The organism is Micromonospora palomenae (genome assembly GCF_007829925.1).
In the GTDB taxonomy this organism is placed as follows: Bacteria; Actinomycetota; Actinomycetes; order Mycobacteriales; family Micromonosporaceae; genus Micromonospora; species Micromonospora purpureochromogenes.
In genome coordinates this window covers 1461480-1481649 of the sequence record NZ_VIXA01000002.1, presented here as the reverse complement: position 1 = coordinate 1481649, position 20170 = coordinate 1461480, and the positions used below count along the sequence as shown (strand labels likewise).

15 protein-coding genes are annotated in these 20170 nt (G+C 73.3%); 6 read left to right on the top strand and 9 right to left on the bottom strand.

What is annotated here, in order from left to right; genetic code table 11:
- Positions 1–143: 143 nt before the first annotated feature.
- A complete protein-coding gene (locus FHX75_RS18030; RefSeq protein ID WP_211364494.1) occupies positions 144–1250 on the top strand; it encodes a calcium:cation antiporter in 1107 nt (368 codons plus the stop codon).
- 75 nt (positions 1251–1325) lie between these two features.
- On the opposite strand, the gene FHX75_RS18025 is transcribed toward FHX75_RS18030, so the two are convergent.
- The 3 genes from FHX75_RS18025 to FHX75_RS18015 form a co-directional block, all read right to left on the bottom strand.
- The gene (locus tag FHX75_RS18025; RefSeq protein WP_170285398.1) at positions 1326–3944 is read right to left on the bottom strand and encodes a right-handed parallel beta-helix repeat-containing protein; all 2619 of its coding nucleotides are present in this window, start codon (positions 3942–3944) and stop codon (positions 1326–1328) included.
- 169 nt (positions 3945–4113) lie between these two features.
- Positions 4114–6723, bottom strand: a complete 2610-nt coding sequence (locus FHX75_RS18020; protein WP_170285397.1) for a right-handed parallel beta-helix repeat-containing protein — start codon at positions 6721–6723, stop codon at positions 4114–4116.
- A gap of 206 nt (positions 6724–6929) precedes the next feature.
- Positions 6930–7403, bottom strand: coding sequence for a hypothetical protein (locus FHX75_RS18015; protein WP_211364493.1), 474 nt, complete (start codon positions 7401–7403; stop codon positions 6930–6932).
- Positions 7404–7522: 119 nt separating this feature from the next.
- On the opposite strand from FHX75_RS18015, the gene FHX75_RS18010 reads away from it, so the two are divergent.
- On the top strand, positions 7523–8803 hold the full coding sequence (locus FHX75_RS18010) for an MFS transporter (protein WP_154941307.1): 1281 nt from the start codon (positions 7523–7525) through the stop codon (positions 8801–8803).
- Positions 8804–9103: 300 nt separating this feature from the next.
- On the opposite strand, the gene FHX75_RS18005 is transcribed toward FHX75_RS18010, so the two are convergent.
- Positions 9104–10816, bottom strand: coding sequence for a bifunctional metallophosphatase/5'-nucleotidase (locus tag FHX75_RS18005; protein ID WP_154941306.1), 1713 nt, complete (start codon positions 10814–10816; stop codon positions 9104–9106).
- A 320-nt stretch (positions 10817–11136) separates the two neighbouring features.
- Between FHX75_RS18005 and FHX75_RS18000 the strand changes: the two genes are divergently transcribed.
- Positions 11137–11934, top strand: coding sequence for an alpha/beta fold hydrolase (locus FHX75_RS18000; protein ID WP_154941305.1), 798 nt, complete (start codon positions 11137–11139; stop codon positions 11932–11934).
- 192 nt (positions 11935–12126) lie between these two features.
- Here FHX75_RS18000 and FHX75_RS17995 read toward each other — a convergent pair whose 3' ends face one another.
- The 3 genes from FHX75_RS17995 to FHX75_RS17985 form a co-directional block, all read right to left on the bottom strand.
- The gene (locus FHX75_RS17995; protein ID WP_154941304.1) at positions 12127–12582 is read right to left on the bottom strand and encodes a lamin tail domain-containing protein; all 456 of its coding nucleotides are present in this window, start codon (positions 12580–12582) and stop codon (positions 12127–12129) included.
- A gap of 266 nt (positions 12583–12848) precedes the next feature.
- Entirely contained in the window at positions 12849–13478 is a 630-nt protein-coding gene (locus FHX75_RS17990; protein WP_246158170.1) for a histone deacetylase, read from the bottom strand.
- 10 nt (positions 13479–13488) lie between these two features.
- Entirely contained in the window at positions 13489–14268 is a 780-nt protein-coding gene (locus FHX75_RS17985) for a phosphodiesterase (protein WP_154941303.1), read from the bottom strand.
- Positions 14269–14521: 253 nt separating this feature from the next.
- Between FHX75_RS17985 and FHX75_RS17980 the strand changes: the two genes are divergently transcribed.
- Positions 14522–15898: a sensor domain-containing diguanylate cyclase gene (locus FHX75_RS17980; RefSeq protein ID WP_425463518.1), complete on the top strand. Its 1377-nt coding sequence runs from the start codon at positions 14522–14524 to the stop codon at positions 15896–15898.
- Positions 15899–15953: 55 nt separating this feature from the next.
- On the opposite strand, the gene FHX75_RS17975 is transcribed toward FHX75_RS17980, so the two are convergent.
- The gene (locus tag FHX75_RS17975) at positions 15954–17015 is read right to left on the bottom strand and encodes an aspartate-semialdehyde dehydrogenase (RefSeq protein WP_154941301.1); all 1062 of its coding nucleotides are present in this window, start codon (positions 17013–17015) and stop codon (positions 15954–15956) included.
- 5 nt (positions 17016–17020) lie between these two features.
- Positions 17021–18286: an aspartate kinase gene (locus FHX75_RS17970; RefSeq protein ID WP_154941300.1), complete on the bottom strand. Its 1266-nt coding sequence runs from the start codon at positions 18284–18286 to the stop codon at positions 17021–17023.
- A gap of 249 nt (positions 18287–18535) precedes the next feature.
- On the opposite strand from FHX75_RS17970, the gene FHX75_RS17965 reads away from it, so the two are divergent.
- Complete coding sequence (locus tag FHX75_RS17965; RefSeq protein ID WP_246158168.1) at positions 18536–19321, top strand: hypothetical protein; 786 nt, start codon at positions 18536–18538, stop codon at positions 19319–19321.
- An 85-nt stretch (positions 19322–19406) separates the two neighbouring features.
- Complete coding sequence (locus tag FHX75_RS17960) at positions 19407–19937, top strand: nitroreductase family protein (RefSeq protein ID WP_088959871.1); 531 nt, start codon at positions 19407–19409, stop codon at positions 19935–19937.
- The last annotated feature ends 233 nt before the right edge of the window (positions 19938–20170 follow it).

The window sequence follows — 20170 nt, the reverse complement described above, 5'->3', positions numbered from 1 at the left end:
GTCGCGGCAGCGTACCGGGGCATCGACCGGTCCCGTGGCCCCGTCGGACGGGCGTGACCGGAGACGGCACTGCGGGCACTGACGATGCGCATCCGAGCGGTTACGTTCGGCGTTCGGTCAGCGCGCCTGGCATTGTTGACGGCATGATCGCGCTGATTCGATCCCGTTTGACCAACTGGACCGTATTCATACCCATCCTCGCGGTCGTGCTGCTCGTCCTCACCTGGGGTCGCGACCTCTCCGGGGTCGCGGTCGCGCTGGTGGCTGCCTTCCTGGCCGGCGCGGTGCTCGCGGCCGTCCACCACGCCGAGGTGGTCGCGCACAAGGTCGGCGAACCGTACGGCTCGCTGGTGCTCGCCGTGGCGGTCACCGTCATCGAGGTGGCGCTGATCGTGACCCTGATGATCAGCGGCGGGGAGAAGACCCAGTCGCTGGCCCGGGACACCGTCTTCGCCGCCGTGATGATCACCTGCAACGGCATCCTCGGGTTGTCCCTGCTGATCGGCGCGCTGCGCCGCCGGGTGGCGGTGTTCAACTCGGAGGGCACCGGCGGGGCGCTGGCCACCGTGGCCACCCTCGCCACCCTGAGCCTGGTGGTGCCGAGCTTCACCACCAGCCGCCCCGGCCCCGAGTTCTCCCCCGACCAGCTGGCCTTCGCCGCGGTGGCGTCACTCGCGCTCTACGGGCTTTTCGTCATGGTGCAGACCGGCCGGCACCGCGACTACTTCCTCCCCGTGACCAGCGCGGGCAGGCTGCTGGACGGCGACGGCGACGCGCATGCCGACCCGCCGTCGACGCGGACCGCGCTGGCCAGCCTGGGCCTGCTGCTCGTCTCCCTGGTCGCCGTGGTCGGCCTGGCGAAGACCGTCTCCCCCGCCATCGAGGCGGGCGTCGCCGCCGCGAACCTCCCGCAGGCCTTCGTCGGCGTGGTCATCGCCCTGCTCGTGCTGCTCCCCGAGACCCTCGCCGCGGCCCGGGCCGCCCGTCGGGACCGGGTGCAGATCAGCCTCAACCTCGCCCTCGGCTCCGCCATGGCCAGCATCGGTCTCACCATCCCGGCGATCGCCCTCGCCTCGATCTGGCTGGAGGGGCCGCTGCTGCTGGGCCTCGGCGGCACGCAGCTGGCCCTGCTGGCGCTGACCGCGGTGACCGGGGTGCTCACCGTCGTCCCCGGCCGCGCGACCGTCCTTCAGGGCGGGGTGCACCTGGTGCTGCTGGCCGCGTTCGTCTTCCTCGCCGCCAGCCCCTGACCGCGCCGCAGAACGGCGCAGCGGCCGCGTCCCGATCGAGGAGACCGGGGCGCGGCCGTTGCGAGGCCGGGCTGGTCAGGGGGCAGCGATGAAGTAGCCCGCCTGGTCGACGACGACGTGGGTGCTGCCGCTGCTGTTGTTGTACGCGGCGATCCGGCCGTCGGCGCCGACCTTCACCACGGCCAGGTTGGACGCGGTCTCCTTCGCGACGAAGTTGACGTTCGACGCGGTCGGCGCGGCCTGGCCGGCCGGATACGCGGTGAGCACCCCCGCGGCCGTGGGCGCGGTGACGGTCAGGTTGAGCACCGCCGCCGTCGGCACGGGACATCCGCCGTCGCACTGCTGACTCACCAGGACGCCGGCCGACGCCTTCGCATACTTCGTGAACGGCCCGTCGTAGGGCTTGATCCAGCCGGTGCGGTTCCGGCTGTCGGCGATCCGGTGCGGTCCGTGCGGCATGTAGGTCTGGTCGGCGCCCGACGCGGCCGAACCGAAGTACCCGGCGAGGTCGGCCACCACGTGGGTGGTACCCGAACTGGCATTGCGGATCATCGCCTTGCCGGCGACGACCGGCACGATCACCAGGTTGGGGATCGTCTGCCCGGCCACGAAGTTCAGGTTCGAGGCCACCGGCACGGGCGACCCGTCCGGGTAGACCTTCAGCACGCCGGCCGCGGTCGGCTTCGTGACGGTGACGTTCAGGATCGCGGCCGTCGCGTCCAGCGGCACCCTCCCCGACAGGTCCAACCGCCGCTCACCGTTCGCGGCCAGCGCCGCGCCGGTACGGGTGTCCAGCACGCGGGTCGGGGTGAACGGCTTCAGGCCCGAGCCCTGCCGGCCGTAGAAGCCCTGCAGGTCGGCCACCAGGTGCACCGTCCCGCTGCCGGTGTTGCGCAGGCGGATGCGGCCGTTGGCCATCGGCACCGTGACGAGGTTCGGGACGGTCTCCCCGGCGACGAAGTTGACATTCGACGACTGTGGCGCGCCCACGCCGTCGCCGTCCGGGTAGACGGTGATGAACCCGGCAGCGGTCGGCCTGGTGACCGTCACGTTGAGCACCACCGCGGTGATGTCCGCGGCCGGCGTGCCACTGATGCTGGGAATCGGGAGCACGATCTCGGAGTTCGCGGCGACCGGCGTGGTGGTGGCGGTGCCGACGGCCGCACGGGTGTCGAGCAGCCGCGTCGGCGTCACCGGCTGGTAGAGCGCACCAACCGTGGTGCAGTGGTAGTAGGTGTATTCCGCCCCCAGCCGGAAGTCGGTGAAGCTGGTGTGCGTGGTGACGCACGCCTCCCCACCCCGACGGAACGAGTGGTCCAGCGTCCGCGCGGCGGTGACCCGCCAGAACGGCTCGTCCCAGAACCGGTAGGCGATGGAGCCGCCCTCGCCGTCGGTCGGCCAGGCGTACTGGGGTGCGGCGATCGCGGTCACGGCGAGCGGGTCACTGCCCCGCTTGCGCTGGATGCCCACCTGACCGCCGTTGACGCCACCCTGGGCCTCCACCGCGCCCCGGTCGTGATAACCCGGACCGGTGCCCGTGTTGACGACAGCGGGGTTGTCGCTGTGCGGGTTGAGCAGCATGTCGGTGCGGGTGAGCCCCTTGGCGGCGGCGTTCGCCGAGTCGACCGCCGGTGAGACCGGGTCGATCGGGAAGTACATCCGGGCCGGTCCCTGCCAGGCGCCGATGCGCGGGTCGGCGGCGATGTCGTGACCGCCCTGCCCGGTAGCGGCGCGGAACGACGGCAGGTCGGGGTAGGTGGTCCCGGCCCAGGAGTAGAGGGCGCCGCCGCTGATCGGGTCGATCAGGTTGTAGTCGGCGACGGATCCCTCGGTGGACTGCGGGGAGACCGCGATCGCGGTGGCGTTCTCCGCGGTGGTGCAGGCCGCGCGGACCCGGTTGGTGCGCACGACGTTGTTCTGGATCTCCACCCCGGGAGACGCTCCGGCCACGTCGATTCCCCGAGTGCAGTAGGTGAGCACCGTGTTGTTGGTGACCACCGTGCCGGGAACGTCGGTGGCCAGCAGACCCCCGTAGTAGAGCTGGTTGTGGACGACGACACTGCCGGTGACGCCCGGGTCGATCCGCACCGCCGGCTGCGGATTCGCGGCGACGTTGCTGAAGAAGCCCCGACTGATGGTGACGTCGCTGGACCCTCCGGTGATGCGCACGGCCTCGGGACCGCGCGATACGGAAGCCGTGACGCCGTCGACGGTGACCCGGGTCGAGCGGTCGACCACGAGGGGCGTCTTCTCCGGCTGGGTCGCCAGCCGGAATCCCTCGATCACGACGTCGTGCACTCCGGTCACGGTGAAGACCGTGCCGATGGTGGCGTTACCGTCGACGCTGCCCACGTCGACCCGGCCCTCCGGCCCGTTGACGGCGCGGAAGGTGATGGGCGCAGCCGCCGTGCCCGAGCGGTTGAAGGTCACCGCCTCCGCGTAGGCGCCGGGCTGCACCAGCACGGTCTGGCCCGGCTGGGCCACGGCCGCCGCCGCCGAGATCGTGCAGAACGGCGCGGTCATGCTGCCGTTGCCGCCCGGCGCGCAGTCCTTGTTGCTCACGTACAGCTCGCTCGCCGCCGCCGCGGTGACCGACGCCGGCGCGGCGACCGCCGCGGGCGCCGCCGGGGCCACCAGGCCCGCACCGCCGACCAGTGGTACGACCGCGAGCCGCGCCCACGCACGTCTGTCCATCATCCGCCCCCGTGACGAATCGATCATGCCTGGCCGGAGCGTACCGTGACGAATGCCGATGTGAGCAGGGTCGGACGGGCGGCGCCCGGCGGCCGATCGGCCAGGCCCGGACGGCGCAGCGGCCGCGTCCCGGTGTCGGGGCGCGGCCGCTGCGGACCGGCGGTGACCGTCAGGCCGGGGCGATGAAGTACCCCGACTGGTCGACGATGGCGTGGGTGTCGCCGCTGCTGTTGTTGAACGCCGCGACCTGGCCGTTGGCACCGACCTTGACCACGGCCAGGTTGGACGCCGTCTCCCCGGCGACGAAGTTGACGTTCGACGCGGTCGGCGCCGCCTCACCCGCCGGATACGCGGTCAGCACCCCCGCGGCCGTCGGCGCGGTGACGGTCAGGTTCAGCACCGCGGCGGTCGGCCGGGGACACTCGACGCCACAGCCCGTCTCGCTCTTCACCGCGACGGACGCGCGCTGGTACCTGCCCAGCTTGCCGGGGAAGACCCCCAGCCAACCCGAGCCGTCCCGGGTGTCGGCGATCCGGGTCGGCCCGTACGGCACGTAGACCTGGTTGGCGCCCGACGCGGCCGAGCCGAAGTAGCCGGCCAGGTCGGCGACCACGTGGGTGGTGCCGGAGCTGGCGTTGCGGATCATCACCTTGCCGGCGACCACCGGCACGATCACCAGGTTGGGGATCGTCTGCCCGGCCACGAAGTTGAGGTTCGAGGCCACCGGCACCGGCGAGCCGTTCGGGTAGACCTTCAGCACGCCGGCCGCGGTCGGCTTGGTGACCGTCACGTTCAGGATCGCCGCCGTCGCGTCGGCCGGGAGCCGGCCGACGAAGTCCAGCTGCCGGTCGGCGTTCCCGGCCACCGGCGTCGACGTCCGGGTGTCCAGCACCCGCACCGGGCTGAGCGGTTTGAAGCCGGAGCCCTGCCGGCCGTGGAAGCCCTGGAGGTCGGCGACCAGGTGCACGGTGCCGCTGCTGCTGTTGCGGAAGCGGATGCCGTCGCCCATCGGCACGGTGACCAGGTTCGGCACGGTTTCGTTGGCGACGAAGTTGACGTTCGACGAGCTGGGCAGCGGGGTGCCGTCCGGGTAGACGGTGATGAAGCCCGACGCCGTCGGCCTGGTGACCGTGACATTGAGGACCAGCGCGGTGATGTCCCGGGCCGGCACGCCGCCGACGCTCGGGACCGGCAGGACGACCTCGCCCTTCGGCGGTACCGCCGTGGTGGTGGCGGTGCCGATCGCCGCCCGGGTGTCCAGCAGCCGGGTCGGCGCCACCGGCGTGTAGGGCGCCCCGACCGTGGTGCAGTGGGAGTAGCTGTACTCGGCGGCGACCCGGAACCCGGTGAAGCTGGTCCGGGTCAGTACGCAGGCCGGACCGCCCCGGCGGAAGGAGTGGTCGCGGGTCCGGGCGTCGGTCACCCGCCAGAACTTCTCGTCGGCGAACTTGTAGGCGATGGCGCCACCGTCACCGTCGGTCGGCCAGGCGTACTGCGGGGCGGCGATCGCCGTCACGGCGAACGGATCGCTGCCCCGTTGCCGCTGGATGCCGACCTGGCCGCCGATCAGGCCGCCCTGCGCCTCGACCGCACCCCGGTCGTGGTAGCCGCTCCCGGTGCCGGTGTTGGCGACGGCGGGGTTGTCGGTACGCGGGTTGCCCAGCATGTCGGTGCGGGCGACCCCCTTGGCCGAGGCGTTGCCGGAGTCGACCGCCGGCGAGTTCGACTCCAGGGGGAACCACGACCGCATGGTGGTCCTCTGGCTTCCGAGCAGCGGGTCCGCCACGATGTCGTGACCGCCCTGCCCGGTCGCCGCACGGAAGGCGACCAGGTCCTGGTACGCCGTGTCGCTCCAGGAGTAGAGGGCCCCACCCGTGATCGGGTCGACCAGGTTGTAATCCAGCACTGTGCCGGCCACGGACGAGGCCGAGACCGCGATGGCGGTCGCGTTGGCCGGCGTGGTGCACGCCTGCCGGGCCCGGTTGGTGCGCACGATGTTGTTCTCGATCGACACACCCGGCGAGGCCCCGGTCACGTCGATCCCCCGGACGCAGTTCGTCACGAAGGTGTTGTTGGTGATCGCGGTGCCTGGCGCGTCGGTCACCCGCAGCCCGGAGTAGGAGAACTGGTTGCCGCTCACCACCGCGCCGGTGACCCCGGCGTCGATCGCGAGGCCCGGATTGCCCGCGGGCAGGTTCCCCAGGTAGCTCCGGCTGACGGTGACGCCGTCCGAATCACCGGTGACCTGCACGGCACCCAGCAGCGGACGCGACGCCAGAACGGCGACCCCGTCGATGGTGATCCGGTCCGAGCCGTCCACCACCGCGGCGGCCTGGCCGCTCGCGCTGACCAGACGGAAGCCCTCGATCGCGACGTCGTGCACGCCGGAGAGGGTGAAGACGGTGCCGGTCACGGCCCCGCTCGTGGTGTTGCCGACGGCGACCTGGCCGTCCGGGCCGTTGACCGCGCGGAAGGTGATCGGCGCGCCCTCGACGCCCGAGCGGGTGAAGGCGACCGCCTCCGGGTAGTTGCCCGGCTGCACCAGCACCGTCTGCCCGGACTGGGCCACGGCCGCCGCCGCCGAGACGGTGCAGAACGGCCGGTCCACACTCCCGTCGCCGCCCGGCGCGCAGTCCTTGTTGGACACGTACAGCTCCTCGGCCACCGCCTGGGTGACCGGTGCCGGCGCGGCGACCGCCGCAGGCGCCGCCGGACCCACCAGGCCCGCGCCGCCGACCAGTGGTACGACCGCGAGCCGTACCCACGCACGTCTGTTCATCAACCGCCCCCGTGACAAGTCGATCATGTTGTGCGCGGAGCGTATCGGGACGACTGCCGATTTCATCAGCGCCGATCGGTCGGTGCCCTCGCCCGTTCGGCCAGCGCCGCAACGGGGTGGGCGCCGGCGCGGCGACCGCCGCGGGCGCCAGCGCCGATCGGTCGGCGCCATTGGGCGTTTGGTCGCCCGGACACCCTCGACCAGGCTCAGTCGTGCCGTTCGGTGCGTTCGATCTCGGTGAACGCCGCCCCCAGGTAGCCCTCGACCGGCCGGCCGGTCACCGCCAGCAGATCGGCGACGAGGAGCGGGGCGTGCCGGGCGATCGCCGCCGGGTCGGGCGGGGAGTCGTCCTCGCCCGGGTCGTACACACCGAGCGCGGAGGCCAGCAGGACCAGCACCACGTGCGGGTCGACCTCCGGCCGCCACGGGGCCGCCGCCCGGACGCAGTGCTCCAGCACCTGCCGGACGTCGTCGCCGTCCAGCCCGTCCGGGTGGGTCTCCTCCAGCAGCAGCCGCACCACCGCGCCGAGGACCAGGCCGGACCGCTCGGCCCCGCCGAGCCGCGCGGTCGCCGCCTCGTACGCCGCACCGTCGCGGGCCTTGGCGGCCTCGACGGCGTCGGTCGCGGCGGCGGCGATCTCGCGGGCCGATGCGGGCAGGTGTCGCCAGGTCACGCTCACCGGGCCAGCATGGCAGAGCCGACCGACAGCTCCCGTGGACGTGCGCTTGATCACGTGGCAGGCGTGAGCGGCGGCAAAATGCGTCGCGACCTGTCAGACCCGGTGGACAGAATCGCGGCATGCTGCGCCGATCCCTCCCCCGCCGCCCGGAAGCCCGACGCATCCTGCTCGGCACCCTGCTGTCGGCGATCGGTCGCGGCCTCACTCTGCCGTTCCTGTTCATCTACCTGACCGACGTGCGCGGCCTCTCCGACCCGCGCGCCGGCCTGGTCATCGGCTGGTACGGCGCGGTCACCCTGGCGCTCTCCCCGCTGGGCGGGACGCTGATCGACCGGTTCGGCGCCCGCCGGGTGGTGCTGCCGTCCCTGCTGATCGAGGCGATCGGCACCGGGTCGCTCGCGCTGGTCGACTCGACCGCCTCCGCGTTCGGGGTGGCCACGGTGATCGCGATCGGCAGCTCCGCGATCTGGTCGGGGCAGAACACCATCCTCGCCTCGCTCACCGCCGACGACGAGCGGCAGCGGGTGTACGGGCTGAACTTCGCCCTGCTCAACCTCGGCATCGGCGTGGGCGGCCTGACCTCCGGCGCCATCGTCGACGTCACCCGACCGGTGACCTTCCAGGCGATCTACCTGCTCGACGCGATCAGCTACCTGACGCCGGCGGTCATCCTGCTGACCCTGCCGCACGTCGGGCACCGGCTCGCCGCCGGCGCGGTGGGCGCGAAGACGGGCGGCGGGGGTTACCTCACCGTGCTGCGGGACCGCCCGTTCCGCCGCCTGGTGATCTTCGGGCTGGTGCTCACCACCTGCGGGTACGCCCAGATCGAGGTCGGTTTCACCGCGTACGCGGTCCGGGTGGTCGAGGTGACCCCGCGCGTCGTCGCCTGGGCGCTGGCCGGCAACACCCTGATGATCGTGCTCTCCCAGCTGCTGGTGATCAGGCGGATGGAGGGACGCAGCCGCACCGGGGGGCTCGCGGTGGTCGGCGCGGTCTTCGCGACCGCCTGGCTCACCCTCGGCGCGGCCGGGCTGATCGGCACCGGCAACGCCCTGGCGGCGGCGCTCGGCGTGGTGGCCTGCGCGGCGATCTTCGGGTTCGGCGAGACCATGCTGTCGCCGGTGATGCCGGCGCTGACCAACGCGCTCGCCACCGACGAGCTGCGCGGCCGGTACAACGCGATGAGCTCGATGATCTTCGGGATCAGCGGGGTGATCGGTCCGGTCACCGCCGGTCCGCTGATCGGCGCCGCCGACGGCAAGGTCTGGGTCGCTGTCGTGGTGGGTGGCTGCCTGGCCGCCTCGCTGATCGCTCTCTCCCTGCGCCCCCTGCTCACCGCCATTCAGGACGGCCGCCCCGCCACCACCGCCCACCGCACCCCCGAACCCACCCCCGCCTGACTCCCTGCACCGCCTCCCCAGCCGCGCTTCACCCGCGCCGACGCCTCACCACGCCGCGCCCATCCCGCCGCAAGATCCGCGCACTTTCACGGAATGCGTGGCTATTTGATGCGCCATAGCCACGCATTCCGTGAAAGTGCGTGCGCGACGCGACGCGGCCCGGCGAAGCGCGGCCCGACGGGGGCGGCGCGGCCCGGCGGGGGACGGCACGGCCGGGGTGGCGCGGGGACCGGGGGGCGGAGACGGGGACGGGCCCCGGAGCGGCTGCTCCGGGGCCCGTTCGTGGACGGGGTCCTGCCGTCAGGCGGCGGGGACCTCGGCGGTGGTGCGGATGCGGTCCAGGGCCGGCGCGGAGACCGGCGAGGACGCGGTCAGGTACGCCACGAAGGCATCCAGGTCGATCATGCCGGTGACCTGGTTCGTGCCGCTCTTGAGCGCGGTGAACCCGTCACCGCCGCCGGCCAGGAAGTTGTTCACCGTGACCCGGTAGGTGCCGGCGTCGGTGACCGTCACGCCGCCGAGGGTGAGGCTGCCCCGGACGACCCGGGTACCGGCGCACGGGTCGGCGGTGGTGCCGGTGGTGCCGTTCACGTCGACTGTGTAGCGGACCGTCGAGGACGGGTAGAGGGTCCGGCCGACGACGAACTGCTGCTCCAGCACGCAGTAGAGCTGCGCGCCGGTGAGGTCGAGCGTAACCAGGTTGTTGGCGAACGGCTGGACCGTGAACGCCTCCTCGTAGGTGACCTGGCCGGCGTCGAGGTCGGCGCGGACACCACCGGGGTTCATGAAGGCGCCGAGCGCGCCCTGCTCGTTGTCGGTCGCCGCGAACTGCGCGTCGGCGATCACGTTGCCGAGCGGGGACTCGCCCTTGGCCGTACCGAACAGGGTCTCCTGCACGCGGTTGAGCGGCTCGGCGGTCTCGCCGACGACCTTGGTGGCGACAGGGCCGAGCGCCGTCTTGTAGCGGGTGATCAGCTCGGTCTGCGCCGCGTCCTTGGTGACGTCCCGGGTGACCACGACGTTGTTGGCCTTGGCGGTCAGCACGTCGCCGGTCTTCCGGTCGATCTGCAGGTCGATGTCGGTGACCAGGCGACCGAACGAGCTGGCGCTGGTGACCAGCTTGCCGTTGATCTCGCAGTTGTACGCCTGGTGGGTGTGCCCGCTGACCACGACGTCGATCGACGGGTCCATCCGGTTGGCGATGTCGACGATCGGGCCGGTGAAGCCCTTGCAGTCGTTGATGCCGCCGGTGGCCTCCTGCTGACCGCCCTCGTGCAGCAGCACGACGATGCTCTGCACGCCCTGCGAGCGCAGGATGCGGGCGTACTTGTTGGCGGTCTCCGCCTCGTCGCTGAAGGTGAGGCCGGCGACGCCCTCCTGGGAGACGATCTGCGGGGTGCCCTCCAGGGTCATCCCGATGAAGCCGACCTTGACGCCGTCGACCTTCTTGACCGCGTACGGCGGCAGCAGCGGCTGGCCGGTCGCGGTCTTGAACGCGTTGGCGGAGAGGTACTGGAAGCCGGCGCCCGTGTACGGGGTGCCGTCCGCGCAGCCGTCGACCGGGTGGCAGCCGCCGTTCTGGATGCGCAGCAGCTCGTCGGCGCCCTCGTCGAACTCGTGGTTGCCGACGCTGGCGAAGTCCAGCCCGGCCATGGTGAGCGACTCGATGGTCGGCTCGTCGTGGAACGCGGCGGAGAGCAGCGGGGAGGCGCCGATCAGGTCACCGGCGGCGACCGTGATGGTGCGCTCCTGCTCCTCCTCGGTGGCGCCGCGCAGGGCGGCGAGCTGGGTGGCGAGGTATTCGGCGCCACCCGCGGGCTGGCCGGCGATGGTGCCGCTGGAGCCGGTCGGCGGTTCGAGGTTGCCGTGGAAGTCGTTGAGGGCGAGCAGCTTGACGTCGACCGGCTTGGGGCCGGCCTCGGCCTGGCTCGGGTTGACGGCGACCGTGCTCAGCGCGGCCGCGGCGAGTGCGGTCAGGCCGATGGCGGCCCGACGCATCCCGGGGACGGACATGGAACTCCTCGTGAGGTTCGGCGTGGACGCGGCACGGGCGATGGTTCGCCCGGCCACCCTGATCCGTGCCGTGACAGGGGGGCGATCGCGGATGGCGGCGGTCGGGGGTCGCCGCTCCGTCAGGGGACAGCCTCTCATCTCCGCCACCGCCGGTCGACTGGGGAAGTCGAACAGACCTGCGGATACGTGAGGTGACCCGGCCTGGACGTTCGGACCATTCCGACATGACGGGTAGGTGAAGGCAGTCCGGCGGTCGGCGTCGGATTCGCGTCGGTGGCACCGACCAGGATGGGAGACGACGACGAGGAGAGGATCCACGGATGACTGACGCGACCCTGACGGTGGGCACGGTGCGCTCCGCCGACGGCACGACCATCGCGTACGAGCGCAGCGGCGACGGGCCGGCGATCGTGCTGGTGGGCGGCGCGTTCAACGACCGGACCACCACCCGCGCGGTGGCCGCCGCGCTGGCCGAGGACTTCACCGTGTTCGGGTACGACCGGCGCGGCCGGGGCGACAGTGGCGACACCGCCCCGTACGCGGTGCAGCGGGAGATCGAGGATCTGGCGGCGCTGATCGAGGCGGCCGGTGGCACGGCGTACCTCTACGGGATCTCGTCCGGCGCGATCCTCGCCGCCCTGGCGACCGCCGCCGGGCTCCCGGTCGCGGGGCTGGCCCTCTTCGAGCCGCCGTTCCGGGTCGGGCCGCACGACGGGTCGGGTGCGGCGCTCGCGCCCCGGCTGGCCGAGCTGGTGACGGCGGGCCGGCGGGGCGACGCGGTCGAGTGCTTCCTGCGCGACGCGGTGGGCCTCCCCGCAGACCAGGTACGCGGCATGCGTGACCAGCCGATGTGGCCCTGGCTGGAGATGATGGCCCCGTCCCTGGTCCACGACGCCACGGTCAGCGGGGACGGCACACTTCCCGCCGACCGGCTCGCCACCATCACCGCACCGACGGTGGTGCTGGACAGCACGGGCAGCCCGCAGTGGCTGCGCGACGCGACGGGCGCGACCGCCGAGGCGGTGCCGGGAGCCCGGCGGGTGACCCTGGAGGGCGGTTTCCACGAGGTGCCCGCCGACCGGCTCGCCGCCGAGCTGCGCCGCCTCCTGCTCGGCTGACCGGCCGCAGCGCCGGTCAGCCGAAGGGCGATCGCCGCAGACGTGGTCGACCGCCCCGGGCAGGGGTGGCGGCTCCCGGTGCGGAGGAGCCGGCGCCCGCTGCCCGGGGCGGTCGGATGGCGGGCCGGCATCCCGCCCCTTTTCGGGATGCCGGCCGCCGAACCTGCGGGTCGTGGCCCGCCGGGTGGCCCGTCAGCAGTAGGTGTAGCTGCCGCTGCTGCCCCAGGAGCAGGAGTCGATCGCCGTACCCGCGGAGTTGCGCAGGTAGGCGGTGTCGCCGGTGTTGTTCCAGATGTACGCGCCGGAGCCCCAGTACCGGTGGGTGGAGGTGTTGGTGCCCTTGCCGGTGTGGATGTAGACGCTGGCGCCGGAGGCCAGGCGGAAGTCGCTCCCGAACTTGTAGACGTGGTTCGCCTTGTCGCGCAGCGTCCAGTACTTCAGGTTGATGCTGGTGCTGCGCCGGTTGGTCAGCTTGACGTACTCGGCGTTGAGGCTGCTGTTGGAGCGGTTGTCGGTGCCCGGCGAGTTGTAGTAGACCTTCGTGATCTGAATGGCCGGGGTGGCCGCCTGCGCCGGGGTGGCGACGGCGAGCGTGCCGCCGAGGAGGCCGGCGAGCGCCGCGGCGTACCCGAAGAGCTTGTGCTTCATGTGTTCCCTTACCTGGTCGCGGGCCGACCTCAGGGGGTCGGCCAAGGAGCGGGCCGAGGCTATCGATGCGGTGCGGAAATTGTGGACCGTGAAACCTCTGCGGCGGCAAACAAATCCGCGAGTCCGGTGGGTCGAGACTGGACGGTGATCGAGGCCGGCGCGATCGTCGGCTTCGGAGCAGCCCTTCCGCCGACGCCCGCCCGCCGACCGGTCGGTGACGCGGCCCGATCGGCGGGCCGCCCGCCGGCTGCCCGACGGCGATCAGGTCAGCGTGCCGGCACGGCCGCCACCAGGTCGGTCAGATCGGCTCTGGTCCAGTGCCCGGTCACGCCGGGGCGGTCGGCCAGGTAGGCGACGGTCCGCGCGACCGACCAGCCGTGCGCCGCCCGCAGCCCGGCCGCGATCATCCCCAGGTAGGCCGGCGCCGGCGCGGTCCACTCCACCTCGCCCGCCCGCCAGGGCGCGGTGAAGGTCAGCATCGGCACCCCGTCGCGCACGCCGACCCGCAGCAGCGTCTCGTACCGGCCGGGGCCGAGGGTGGCCCGCCCGGCCTCGACGGCCACGGCGATCAGGTCGAGGTCGGCGCCGGGCGGTCGGTACATCTCCTGCGCGGCGATGTCGGCGAACTGCCCGGCGGTGAGCAGGTAGCCGCGCGCCGCCGCCGTGCCCGGCAACTCGGGGTCGTAGAACGCCATCCCGCCCGTCCAGGCCCGGGACTCCCCGGCGAAGTAGACGCCGCCGGGGACCAGCACCGCTTCCGTCCGGCGCGGTGGCCGGCAGTCCCGACACCCGGGGTACGACGGCAGCCCGCCGGGTGGCCGGCCACCGGAGAGGTACCAGCCGAGCCGTGCCGGATCCATGTTCGACCCGTACGCGACGTACCAGAGGAGCCGCACCCGGCGAAGGTCAGTAGCCGCAGGTCTGCCCGGCGGCGTGGCTGACCTGCACGGTGTGGGTGACGCAGCCGCCGTCGTCCACCGCGTGCAGCAGGAAGGCGGTCGGCTCGTCGACCCAGCCGATCTCGTCGTCGGCGCTCATGGTCAGCGACGCCTGCCGCCAGGTGCTCGGCGCGACGGTCAGCACGGTGCCGGCGTACCCGGTGGTCACCGGGCGGTGCAGGTGGCCGGCGGCGACGCGTACCACGTGGGGGTGTCGGCGGACGACCTCGGCGAGCGCGTCTCCGTCGGCGAGCCGGACGGCGTCGGCGGCCGGGACGCCGACGGCGACCGGCGGGTGGTGCAGGCAGACCAGGGCGGGCACGTCCGGGCGGCCGGCCAGCACCCCGTCGAGCCAGCCGAGCTGGTCCTCGCCGAGCCGGCCGCCGCCCTCCCCCGGGGTCAGCGAGTCCAGCACCACGACGGTCAGGTCCGGATGATCGACGTGGTAGTACGCGGAGAAGCCACCGCCCAGGTACGGGGTGCCGCCGAAGGCGTCCAGCAGCGACTCGCGGTCGTCGTGGTTGCCGGCGACCAGGTGCACCGGCAGGGGGTACCGGCCGATCACCTCGCGCAGCACCGCGTACTCGTCGGGGCGGCCTTGGTCCACCAGGTCGCCGGTGATCACCACGCAGTCCGGGCGGGGGCGCAGCGCCAGCACCCGGCCGAGCGCGCGGTGCAGGCCGGCGGCGGGCACGGCGCCGAGCACGCCGGTGGTCAGGTGCGGGTCACTCAGCTGGGCGATGAGCATTGCTCCTCCACTGCGACCGGGACCTTCACGCTAACCCGGCGAGCCGTCGCGGGCGGGCCCGTCGCGCAGCCCACAGGCCGTGTCCACAGCCTGTGGATGGCACATGTGTACGAACGACAGATGATCTTCCGCGTGGCGGACCGCCATCGGCTGAGTACGCTTGATCGCAGCCCCGGCGCCGGCCGGGCCCGCCCCCACCTGGAAGAACGTGGATCACGAGCGAGTCGTCCGCGACGTCACGGTCCGCCTGCCAATGGCGTCGACCGCCGTCGAGGCGTGCCAGTGGACCGTGGCCGCGCTCGCCCGGTACGCCCCCGCGACGATCTCCGTCCTGCTCCAGGTCCACGACCGGCTGCGCTGCGTCGCCGCCACCGGATCATGGCAGGTCTTCTCCACCGTGCCGCCGAAGTCCGGCATCGTCGGCCGGGTCTACGCCTCCGCCGAGGGGGCCACGGTGCCCGACGTCACCGCCGACCCGGACTACCTTCCGCTGCGCCCGGACGTGACCGCCGAGATCTGCGTACCGGTGCTCGACCCGGCGGGCCGCCCGATCGGGGTGCTCGACCTCCAGTGGAGCGGGCCGGCCGAGCTGGGGCGGTGGCGGCAGACTGCGGAACGGCTGGCCGGCCGGCTGGGCGCGCGGATCGTGGCCCTCGGCGGGCCGCCGGCCGAGAGCCGCAGCGAGAAACTGCTGCGACACGCCACCGCGTTCACCGCCGCCCCGACCGGCCGGGACCTGATGGCCGCGGCCCTCACCGCCGCCCGGGACGTCTCCACCCTCTCCTGCGCCGTGCTGGTGCTCGCCGGCCGGGGCGGCCCCCGCCTCGGCGACCCGACCGGTGCACCCGGCGAGTTGGAGTCGCGCATCCGGGCCGAGCTGAGCGAGGCCGGGGCCGGGCCGCTCAGCCGGATGGTGGCCCGGGCCCACCGGCACGGCACCGCGTACACGCTGGGCGAGGCGGGTCATCCGCCCACGGACGAGTACGCGCCGCTGGCCCGGGCCGGGGTACGCACCCTGGTGTCGGTGCCGTTCGGCCAGCCCGACGCGGGCGGGGTGCTGCTGGTCGCCGACGAGCGGCTGCTGCGGCCCGACCCGACCACGGTCAACCTGATCGAGCTGCTGGCCGGGCAGGCCTGGGGGGCGCTGGACCGGCTCCGTACGCTGGCCCGGCTCCGCGAGCAGGCCAGCTCCGACCCGCTCACCGGGCTCCGGCACACCGGGCCGTTCGGCCAGCGGATCAGGGCGGTCACGCCGGGGCGTACCGCCCTGCTCGCCATCGACGTGGACGGGTTCAAGACGGTCAACGACACGTACGGCCACCAGGCGGGCGACCGGCTGCTGGTCGGACTGGCCCGGGCGCTGGAGGGCGCGCTGCGCCAGGGCGACGAGCTGTACCGGGTCGGTGGCGACGAGTTCGTCGCGGTGATCGAGGTGAGCCGCCCCGAGGAGGCGGTCCGGATCGCCGAGCGGCTGACCGAGGCCGCCCGACGTACCGGGCGCACCATCAGCGTCGGCGTGGCCCTCCCCCAGGCCGGCGAGTCCCCGGAACTCACCCTCCGCCGCGCCGACCAGGCCCTCTACGCGGTCAAGCGCCACGGCCGCGACGGCGTCCGCCTAGCCGCCGCCTAACCCACCCCACCCCACCGACTCTCCGCCCGCGCTTGGGCGGGGGCTCCCGGTCGGGTCAGGGGCGGGTGAGTTCCTTGGCCAGGAGTTCGGCGATCTGGGCGGTGTTCAGGGCGGCGCCCTTGCGGAGGTTGTCGCCGGTGACGAAGAGGTCCAGGGCGCGCGGGTCGTCCAGGGCGCGGCGGATCCGGCCGACCCAGGACGGGTCGGTGCCGACCGCGTCGATCGGCATCGGGAACTCGCCGGCGGCGGGGTCGTCGACCAGGATCACGCCGGGGGCGTTGCGCAGCGCCTCCCGGGCGCCCTCGGCGTCCACCTCGGTGGCGAAGACCGCGTGCACGGCCACCGAGTGGCCGGTCACCACCGGCACCCGTACGCAGGTCGCGGAGACCTTCAGGTCGGGCAGCCCGAGGATCTTGCGCGACTCGTTGCGAATCTTCAACTCCTCGGACGACCACCCGAAGTCGCCGAGCGACCCGGCCCACGGCACCACGTTGAGCGCCAGCGGCGCGGGGAACGGGCCGAGCTCGTCGCCGACCGCCTGGCGCACGTCGCCCGGGCGGGAGCCGAGCACCCGGTCCCCGGCGATCTTGCCGAGCTGGAGGTGCAGCGCGTCCACGCCGGCCTGACCCGCCCCCGACACCGCCTGGTACGAAGCGAGCACCAGTTCGCGCAGGCCGTACTCGCGGTGCAGCGGGGCGATCGCCACGATCATCGCGAGGGTGGTGCAGTTCGCGTTGGCGATGATCCCCTTGGGCCGGTTGCGTACCTGCTCGGGGTTGATCTCCGGGACCACCAGCGGCACGTCGCGGTCCATCCGGTACGCGCCGGAGTTGTCGACCACGACCGCCCCGCGGGACACCGCGACCGGCGCCCACCGGACGGAGATGTCGTCCGGCACGTCGAACATGGCGACGTCGACGCCGTCGAACGCCTCCGGGGTGAGCGCGCCGACGGTCAACTCCTCGCCCCGGCAGCGCAGCTTGCGCCCGACGGAACGTTCCGAGGCGAGCAGCCGGATCTCGCCCCAGACGTTGCGCCGGGAGGAGAGCAGCTCGCACATCACGGTCCCGACGGCGCCGGTCGCCCCGACGACGGCGAGCGTGGGCTGCGCCGACACGGGCGCTACCGTCCCGTCCCCGCGTAGACCACGGCCTCGGAGTCGCCGCCGAGCTCGAACTGGTCGTGGATGGCCCGGACCGCCTTGTCGAGGTCGGTGTCCCGGCAGACCACGGAGACCCGGATCTCCGACGTGGAGATCATCTCGATGTTGACCCCGGCCGCGCCGAGCGCGGCGAAGAAGCCGGCCGCGACACCGGGGTGCGACCGCATGCCGGCGCCGATCAGCGACACCTTGCCGACGTGGTCGTCGTAGAGCAGGCCGCGGAACTTGACGGCTTCCTGGATCTTGCTGAGCGCGGCCATGGCGGTGGGGCCGTCGGTCTTGGGCAGCGTGAACGAGATGTCCGTGCGACCGGTGCCCTCGGTGGAGACGTTCTGCACGATCATGTCGATGTTGATCTCGGCGCCGGCCACGGTGTCGAAGATCCTGGCGGCGGCACCGGGCTCGTCCGGCACGCCGACAATCGTGATCTTGGCTTCACTGCGGTCGTGGGCGACCCCGGTGATCAGTGCCTGTTCCACGGGAAGGTCCTCCATCGATCCGGTGACCATGGTGCCGGTGTTGGTCGAGTATGACGAACGGACGTGGATCGGCAACCCCGCGCGCCGCGCGTACTCCACGCTGCGCAGGTGCAGCACCTTGGCGCCGCAGGCGGCCAGCTCCAGCATCTCCTCGTAGGTGATCTGCTTGATGTGCCGGGCGTTCGGCACGATCCGCGGGTCGGCGCTGAAGATGCCGTCCACGTCGGTGTAGATCTCGCAGACGTCGGCGCGCAGCGCGGCGGCGAGCGCCACGGCGGTGGTGTCCGAGCCGCCCCGGCCCAGCGTGGTGACGTCCTTGGTGTCCTGCGAGACGCCCTGGAAGCCGGCGACGATCACCACCGCGCCCTCGTCGAGCGCGCCCTTGAGCCGGCCCGGGGTGACGTCGATGATCCGCGCCCGCCCGTGCACCGAGGTGGTGATGACACCGGCCTGCGAGCCGGTGAACGAGCGGGCCTCGTACCCCAGGTTGTGGATGGCCATCGCGAGCAGCGCCATGGAGATCCGCTCGCCGGCGGTGAGCAGCATGTCCAGCTCACGGCCCGGCGGCAGCGGGCTGACCTGGTTGGCCAGGTCGAGCAGCTCGTCGGTGGTGTCGCCCATCGCGGACACCACCACCACCACGTCGTCGCCGGCCTTGCGGGCGGCGACGATCCGCTCCGCCACCCGCTTGATGCGCTCGGCGTTGGCGACGGAGGACCCGCCGTACTTCTGCACCACGAGTGCCACGACGGTGCACTCCCTCCCAGCGACGACCCTGAGCGTGCCGACGCCGCCGGTCAGATGGTCCGGCGGCGCGTGTCAGACCTGTCCAGGGTATCGGGCGGTACGCGAGGCCGGGTCGGGTGATCCCACCATCCGGCGGAAGCGGCCGGTGGACGCCCTGCCCAGGGCAGTCGCGCCGAGGCCCGCCGACACGCCGGCCGTCGTCGGCGGCACGGGTCCGTGGACGGCGGGCGGGCGGCGCAGAATGACCCGGTGCCTGCCCATCTGCGCGCGACATTCCGGTCGACCGGCGTCCTGGTCCTGCTCCTGCCGGCGCTCCTCACCGCCTGCACCGCCGACCGGCCGGCCCCGCCACCCACCGCCGGGTCCGCCGACCCGGCACCGGCCGAGGTGGACGCGGCCCGGGACGAGCTGGCCGCGCTGGCGGCGGCGGCGCGGGACCGCCACCTGACCGCCCGCTACACCCTCACCGGCACCGACGGGCCGGCCCGCGACGTCACGGTGACCAGCGCGGCGGACGGCACCTGGCGGGTCGACGTCCCGGGGGGCGTGCTCGGCGGCACGGCGGACGTCTCGCTGGCCGCCACCGCCGACGGGCTCTTCCAGTGCGGCCTGCCGTCGGCCGGCCGCCCCGAGACGGCCGGCTGCGTCCGCCTCGGCGACCGGGACGACGCGGTGCCGCGCCGGCTGGACCCCCGGGTGCAGCACCCGTTCACCGACTGGCTGGAGGTGCTCACCGACCGGCGCACGCCGCTCGCCGTCTCCCCCGCCACCGCGCCGGCCGGCGTCACCGGCACCTGCTACGCCGTGGAGACCACCTCCGCCTCGCTCAACCCACCGCTGGACGTCGGGATCTACTGCTACGAGCCGGACGGGACGCTCACCTACGTCCGCGCCGCCCTCGGCACGCTCACCCTGGCCGGACCACCCGGGCCGGGCCCGGCCACCGCGCCGCTGGCCGGGCCGGTGGTGAACGCCGAGCCGCTGGGCGTGGAGGCACCCGAGCCGAGCGACAGCACGGGCGCGGGAACGTCCTGACCCGGCGCGGCGTTACGGGTGCTCTTGACCACATTTGCCCCCACCCGCCCCTCAGGGCGAATCGCCCATAGGGGACGCTCTTTGCATGGTCGACCTCACCCCGCTGCTCGCCTTCCGTTGGAGTCCCCGGGCCTTCGACCCGGCCGCCGAGCTGACCGGGGAGGAGGCGTCCTCGCTGCTGGAGGCCGCCCGCTGGGCCCCCTCGACGGGCAACGCCCAGCCCTGGCGGTTCGCCCTCGGCCACCGCGACGACGAGACCTGGAAGCGGACCCTGGTCAGCCTCCCGGAACCCGACCAGCGCTGGGCCCGGCACGCCGCCGCCCTGGTGGTGGGCGCGCACGCCGGCACCGACCCGGAGCGGGCCGCGTACGACCTGGGGCAGGCGATGGCCCACCTCACCGTGCAGGCCACTGCGCTCGGCCTGTACGTGCACCAGCTCACCCGCTTCGACCGCGCCGCGCTCTGCGCCGATCTCGACCTGCCGCCCGCCGTACGCCCGCTGGTGGTGGTGGCGGTGGGCCGGCTCGGCGACCCGCTCGACCTGCCCGAGGAGCTGCGCCGGCGGGAGACCGCACTGCGCCGCCGACACCCGGTGCACGCCCTGCTGCTGCGCTGAGCCATCCGACGCCACCCGCTGGCCGGTCGGAGCAGTTGGCCGCCCGCCGCGCGGCGCGTACGTCGGGGCGTTCCGGCTCGGCAGCCAGCTCCAGTACCTGGCCGGCCCGGGCGGGCTGAGCGGGCCGTGACTCCGATCCCATAGTCCGGACCTCCCTTCCCACCCCCCGTCTCACCACGTAGGGTGACCCTGTCATGTGGCAGGCGTACCTCCTCCTTGGTCGCCGCGACGAG